3 protein-coding genes are annotated in these 6,986 nt (G+C 60.9%); 1 reads left to right on the top strand and 2 read right to left on the bottom strand.

The annotated features are described in order from the left end of the window. Positions 1-515: 515 nt before the first annotated feature. Positions 516-1,223: a response regulator transcription factor gene (locus NA8A_RS23985; RefSeq protein ID WP_009453041.1), complete on the bottom strand. Its 708-nt coding sequence runs from the start codon at positions 1,221-1,223 to the stop codon at positions 516-518. Continuing rightward, positions 1,220-2,731 carry a sensor histidine kinase gene (locus tag NA8A_RS23980; RefSeq protein WP_009453040.1) on the bottom strand — a complete coding sequence of 504 codons (1,512 nt, stop codon included), beginning with the start codon at positions 2,729-2,731 and terminating at the stop codon, positions 1,220-1,222. Before NA8A_RS23980 ends, NA8A_RS23985 begins: the two co-directional genes overlap by 4 nt. A gap of 176 nt (positions 2,732-2,907) precedes the next feature. Between NA8A_RS23980 and NA8A_RS23975 the strand changes: the two genes are divergently transcribed. Then, positions 2,908-6,986, top strand: a 4,079-nt coding sequence (locus NA8A_RS23975; RefSeq protein WP_157174165.1) for a beta strand repeat-containing protein, incomplete at its 3' end; no start/stop codon positions are given.

The following is a 6,986-nucleotide window of genomic DNA, read 5'->3' as shown; positions in this document are numbered from 1 at the left end:
CAAATCCTACCCCCGCAACCAAACGACATAACAAAAACCCCGCTAAACCTGCCGGTTGGCGGGGTTTTTCTTTGCATGAAATAAACGTCTAAGTCCCGATCCAATGAAGCCAGCAACCTGAGTTTGCAGGCCCAAATCGGGCCCACGTAACTCCCAACAAAACACACAAGCTGGAAGAGGCTGAGCGCCGTTCGCGGAGGAGGGCCTCACGCAGAGCTGAGCGTTGGAGAATCTCGTCGAAGGGGGCGGCACGGATTGCAGACAGAAGCGGCGCTCTTGCAATCCAGACTGATGCATCCCGAAAGCCGCCCTCTACGCTCCCTATTCCTCCGATCTTCACAACTTGGAAACGGTCAACGACCAGATTCGGTCCTGCAGCCAATTTGAATACTTTGCCGTAGGTCGAGACACAGATTTGCATTGAACAGACCGGCTTGCTGACAAGCTGCATATGCAGCCGTGAAACGGGCCCGCGTCTCCCGTGTGAGATGTGCCCTGGTCAGCTGCAGCGCAATTCACCCGGTACGTGTGTTGCCGATCCTGCCGACTGCACTGAACGAATAGCCTACACCGTAGACCGATTTGATAGGCTGTTCGATGGCCGTATGGTCGTGGATCTTGCGTCTTAACCGGCTGACCACGGCGTCCAAATGCCGATTGTCGAACTGGGTTTGCCGGTTCGACAGAAGTCGCGCCAAGTCCTCACGCGAACAGGGGGTGCCGGAATTTCCGATTAACGCGTCGAGAAAGGCGCGTTCGGTCGATGTCAGCTTGATGCTCTCACCACTTGGTGGCACCAGCCTCCAGGCCGTGTTGTCCAGCACCCATTCGGAAGAAGCGTTCCACGATTCGTCTTGGGTGGGTAGTCGGCGCATCAGGCTCTGGATCGCAGCCAAAATTTCCCGCAAGCTCGTGTGCTTGACCAGATAGATGTCCGCGCCACTGTCGAAGCCGCGCACACGGCTCTCGGCATCTCCATGTGCGGTAAGCATGATGATCCCGCAGTCGAACCGCTCCCGGATCTTCGGAGCCAGGTCAAAGCCGTTCCCGTCAGGCAGCGAGATGTCGAGGATGACCACGCGCGGTTGCGGCATTATTTCCAGCGCCGTTTCAAGTTCCCGGGCCGAACCCAATCCGGTCGTTTCGTAGCCATGCAGGCTCATATAGTCGACGAGATCAGTGCGCAGGGAATACTCGTCTTCGACGATAAGAATATGGCTCATGCCAGCGCGTCCTCCTCGCTTTTCTCAGGGTTTTCGGGGAGCAGACCCGGAAGCGGCAGGCGCACCGTTGCGGTCGTTCCCCCGCCCTCGCGGTGGCGCAGGTTCAAGGATCCTTCGTGGTAGCCCAGCAATTGCAGGCAGTTGTGAAGGCCGAGACCACTTCCCGAGGTCGTTCGCGCGTTCGAAGCGCGGAAGAAGCGGCGCCCGACATGGCTGTGTTCGTTAGCCGGTATGCCGATCCCACGGTCGGAAACCTCGATTGTCAGAAGCCTGTTGCGGGTAAAGAATGCGATTTCGACCGCTGCTTCTTTGGGCGAATATTTCAGGGCGTTGTCGACGAGATTGACCACCACCGTCCGAAGCATCTCGACGTCGCCCCAGTAGTCGGGCACCTCTTCCACATGCGCGAAGCAAAGCCGGCTGCCCAGTCCCACCTGTTCAAAATGGTGCTGCACCTGGCGAGCAAGCCTGGGAATATCGACTTCCTCGACTTCGAGCACACCATCGACCTGGCGTTCTTCGGCGAAAAAGCGGTCGATGAGTTTCGTCATGCGTGAGACGGCTTCGTCTATTCCGCGAAGCCGCTTTGCAACGGCTTCCCTCGGCGGCTCGAGTATCACTTCGAGCATGCCGCTGGCATAGCGGATTGCCGCCAGCGGGGTGCGGAATTCGTGACTGACCATGCGGACGAGCTGCCTCTGCTCGTGGCGCGCCGATTTTTCAGATTCGAGACTGGCCGACAGCTCATCTTCAAGGCGCTTCCGTTCGGCCACCTCCCGTGCCAGCGCGGAGTTCCTGTCCCTCAGGTCCATGGAGAGCCGCATCCCGACCATGAAGAGAAGGCAGATGAAGAAGCCGGTGATGAACAGATGTCCCTGGAAGAAGTACCAAGCATTGATATTGCTCAGGACCGGACCGTTCTGCACTGTTGCCGGGTAAAGATAAACAAGGGCGCTCTGGAGAAGGCTGGCGCCCATATATTCCGCGAGAAGGGTAATGGTGATCCAGCGGAGAAAGCCGGGCTGGGTACGGTCCAGATAAAGTGTCCGGATCATCAACCCCATCATGACGACGGTGAAAGCCGTCGAGGCGTGGATGCGAAGTGCGAGGTCGGCGGGAAAGAATGCGGCGGCCAAAGACCAGAAGACGAAGTGCGCCGCGAGGAAAATTGTGCCGATCCTGAGAAAGCTCGGCTGCCCCAGAAAGCGGGCCATCCCGTCGGCCAAAAGTACCAATCCGATCTTGATCATCATGTTGTCGAGCACGATGCGGAACAGGGAAGGATCGGGACCTCTCTGCAATAACAGCAGCAGGCCGAGCGCAATGGCCACGAAGCCGGCCGCGATGACCTTCAGCTGATAGAGGTGGCGCCATGATCTCCACGCAAGCAGCCAAGCGACGGCTTGCAGGCTCGTCGTGCAGAATTCCAGCAGCAACAGCGTCTTGAGGTCGAGCATCCCAAACTGATCGCGCATGCGCAACGCCAGTGCAAGCCGCACCGGCATCATTGGTTATATTCGGGAAGATTTTTCCGGAAATATACCCCCGCGAGCGCGACGACTGTCAGATTCTGTCAGAATTGATCAGAATTGGTAGGTGGAATCCCTCACTTCATCCTCTGTATTTAAACCAATGCCGCTCGGCATGCGCTTTGTTGGCAAAAACACTTTGGGAGTGGTGAGGGATGGCAAAAGGGATTTCGGGGCCCGGCGGCTTCCGGGCTGGGCGAAACTTGTTTTGCCACTCGGCGCCTTCTGCTCGCTCGTTTATTGCCTCTCTTCTCCTGACCAGCGCGCTGGTTCCCGCCGCCGCATTGGCCGGCGATGCCCTGCCGGGGGGCGGGACGTTTACCGCAGGTAGCGGAACGATATCGAGTGACGGCACCCGGATGGAGGTTCGCCAGTCGTCCGGCGCGGGCATTGTCGACTGGAACGGGTTCTCTATCGGTTCGGACAATCAGGTCCATTTCGAAAACGGCAGCGGCGCCACGCTCAATCGGGTTACCGGAAACGTTTCGAGCCAGATCGACGGCGCCCTTACCGCGACCGGCAGTGTGTTTCTAATCAATCCGGCTGGCGTTGTCGTGGGCAGCGGCGGAATGGTTGCAACGGGCGGCTCGTTCGTCGCCTCCACGCATGACGTCACGGATGCGGATTTTCTCGACGGCGGCAGCCTGATCTTTTCTGGCACGAGCGAGGCGGAAGTGGTGAACGCCGGCACGATCCGCTCGCAGCAGGGTGATATTGCCCTGATCGCCCGGCGGGTCGAAAACAGCGGCACGCTGGAAGCGCCGAATGGCACTGCCGGGCTTGCCGCCGGCTACAAAGTGCTCATGAAGGACAGCACCGACGCGGACGGGCTCCTTTCCGTGCAACTTGGTGGCGAGGACACGGAAGCGGTCAATTCGGGCACGATTGCCGCTGCTAATGCAGAGATTCGGGCTAATGGCGGCAATGTCTATGCATTGGCCGGCAATACCGAGGGTGTCATCAAGGCGACCGGTGTCACCAGTTCCGGGGGGCGCATCTTCCTGACGGCCGGGGCCGCGGGCAAGGTCAAGGTCACCGGTCGGCTGAAAGCCCGGACGCTCCCCAAAACGGCTCCTGTACCGACCCCCAGGCCCGCCACCGAGGGTGGCCATGTGACGGTGAGTGGTGGCGATATCTCCATCTCCGGCACGATCGATGCGTCTGCGGAGACAAGCGGAACCAAGGGCGGCACGGTGACCGCGATCGCATCGTCCGGCATGTCCTTTTCGGGTGCTATCGAGGCGAAAGGCGGGGCCGGCGGCTCAGGGGGCTTCGTCGAGACCTCAGGCGAATCCATTTCCATAGCCGATACGGCCCGGGTGACGACCCTTTCGGGCGGCGGCGAGGCCGGCACATGGCTGATTGACCCCAACGACCTGACCATCGCGGCCTCGGGTGGCGACATCACCGGGGAAACACTCTCGACCAACCTGGCAGGCGGCAACGTCACGCTGTCGAGCAACGACGGGGCAACCGACGGCAGTGGCGATATCTTCGTCAATGACGCAATCTCCTGGACCGCGGACACGACGCTGACGCTGAACGCGGTCCGCAATGTTGAGATCAATGACACAATCACCGCGACCGGCACCAATGCAGGTCTCGCTCTGACCTATGGCGGCGGCTACAGTTTTGCTAATGGCGGCAGGATCACGCTGTCCGGTGACAGTGCCAACCTGAGCTTGAACGGCAACGCCTATGCTCTGATCCACGACGTCAATGATCTTCAGGCGATCTCCGGCAGCGGTCTTTATGCGCTTGCGGAGACGATCGATGCGAGCGGAACCACCTCCTGGAATTCCGGTGCAGGGTTCAACCCGATCTCCGGCTTCAGCGGCACCCTGGCAGGGCTGGGGAATACTATTGAGAGCCTGACGATCAACCGTCCGGGCGAGGCAACGGTCGGCATGTTCTCCTCGACCAGCGGGGGCTTCCGGGACTTCACCCTGTCCAACGTCTCGATCGTGAGCGGCGGAAGCGTCGGGGCCTTGGCCTATCGCTTTAACGCGGGGCAAGGCGCTAGCAATATTCATGTCACTGGCACGATCACGTCGCTTGGCGGCGGTGGCCAGGTTGGCGGCCTGGTCGGCTGGAGCGACCAGACCGCCATTTCCAATTCGTCCTCGACGGCGACGGTGACGGGCTTCGGTGAAGTCGGCGGTCTGGTCGGGCGCTTGCGTGCAGCTTCAATCACCAATTCCTATGCCACCGGCGCCGTTACGGGAACGACCGACTATGTCGGCGGGCTCGTCGGCAGCACCTCTCAGGGCGGCATGCTGACCAATGTCTATGCCAGTGGCAACGTGACGGGCACCACCAATGTCGGAGGCCTGGTCGGCGGCGCCATCCTTGCAGGTGCTGTGACCGCGACGAACGCCTATTGGGATGTCGATTCGACGGGGCAGAGCACGAGTTTCGCCGGCACCGGCATCGGCAACGCGAATGCTTTCACGCAATCGACCTATTCGGGCTTCGATTTCACCAACACATGGGTGCTGATCGACGGCGAAACGCGGCCGATGCTGCAAAGCGAATATTCGACCACGATCTTCACGCCTCATCAGCTTCAGCTCATGGCGCTGGATTTGGGTGCCGACTACATGCTGGGCGCCGATCTGGACATGACGGGCGCGTTCGCCGCCAATAGCGGCGGCTATTATGGTGGCGTCTGGAGTTCTGCCGGTTTCGACCCGGTCGGCATAAACAGCGCCAATCCCTTCACCGGGGGGCTCGACGGACAGGGCCACACGATCTCAGGTCTGAAGATTGACCGCTCTGGAGAAATGAATGTCGGCCTGCTCGGCTACGCCGACAATGCCACGGTCAGCGATCTGACTCTTTCCGGCGGCAGCATTGCCGGCGGCCAGCTTGTTGGCGCCCTCGCAGGCGAGTTCAACGGTGGTACGATCACCTCGGTTTCCTCAAATATTTCCGTCGCGGGGAGTGAGTTCGTCGGCGGCCTCGTGGGGGCGAGCCAGAACTTCACCGCAATATCGCTTGCATCTGCGAGCGGCGACGTTTCCGGTTCCGGTGATACAGTCGGCGGCCTGATCGGTGCTCTTTTCGAGGGTACGCTTTCCCAGTCCTATGCCACAGGCAACGTGTCCGGCAGTAGCCTGGTCGGAGGCCTTGTTGGCGCGAACGGTTATGCCAGCGGTGGCGGCACGATCGATCAGTCCTTTGCCACCGGCAATGTCACCGGCGCGGGTTACGGCCTTGGCGGACTGGTAGGCAGCAACGAAGGTGCAATCTCCAACGCCTATGCAATGGGGAACGTGACCAGCACCGGAGCGTCCTCCGCGACAGGCGGATTTGTGGGGGTGGTCTTAAGTAGCGCCAGCATCGAAAACGCCTATGCGACCGGAAAGGTCACCGGGGCCGCGCCGGTGGGTGGATTTGCCGGCAGCAGTGGCGCCGATGCGTCCGCCATAAAGTCGGCCTACTGGAACACCGAGACCAGCGGACAGGCAAGTGGGATTGTAGCCGGCGGCGGAGATATCACCGGCCTGACGACCGCCGGGCTGCAGGGCGTTTTGCCATCGGGTTTCTCCAACGCCGTGTGGGGCACCGGCACCGATCTCTATCCTTATTTCAACTGGCTCTATCCCACCGGTGCAAGCGCTGTTTCCGGCTTCGCCTATAGCGACGCCGGCACGACGGCGCTGACTGGCGCCGAGATCGGCATTGTTTCGGGTGGTTCATTCCTTGGCGGCACGGGCACGGGCGCCAATGGCTACTACTATTATCTCGCCCTTCCGGGCGCGCTCTATGCCTCCGGCGCGCTCGCTTTTCTCGATGGCGAGGCGATGCAGGGCGCGGCCCTTGGCGACAGCGTTACAAGCACTGGCGTCACCGGGCTCGACATTTACGGCTCATCGCTCAACCTCGTCACGAACGAGGCGGCGCTGTCCGATACGGTCGCAAACCTCACCACGGCGCTCGGCTCCTATACCGACAGCGATCTCGCTTTCATCGACACGAGCGCGACCCAGCTCACCGCGAGCGGCCAGGGTCTTTATCTCGATGCCGCGTCCGACTACACGCTCGATCAGGACCTGACCGCGGGCGGGCTCCTGTCGCTGACCAGCGGCGGCACCTTCACCATCGACGCCGACCGGACGCTGAAGACGACCGATGCCGGCTCGATCCTCGTCAACAGCGGCGTCACCTGGAATGGCACCGGTACGCTGACGCTCAACGCCGCCGACAACATCGCGCTCAACGGCGCGATCGA

Source organism: Nitratireductor indicus C115 (assembly GCF_000300515.1).
GTDB lineage: Bacteria > Pseudomonadota > Alphaproteobacteria > Rhizobiales > Rhizobiaceae > Nitratireductor > Nitratireductor indicus.
The sequence above is the reverse complement of the archived record's forward strand: the minus strand, read 5'-3'. Positions and strand labels throughout refer to the sequence as shown.

Bases quoted from the DNA above. Each gene is read 5' to 3' on its own strand.
- NA8A_RS23985 (WP_009453041.1), bottom strand. From the start codon at position 1,223: ATGAGCCATATTCTTATCGTCGAAGACGAGTATTCCCTGCGCACTGAT.
- NA8A_RS23980 (WP_009453040.1), bottom strand. From the start codon at position 2,731: ATGATGCCGGTGCGGCTTGCACTGGCGTTGCGCATGCGCGATCAGTTT.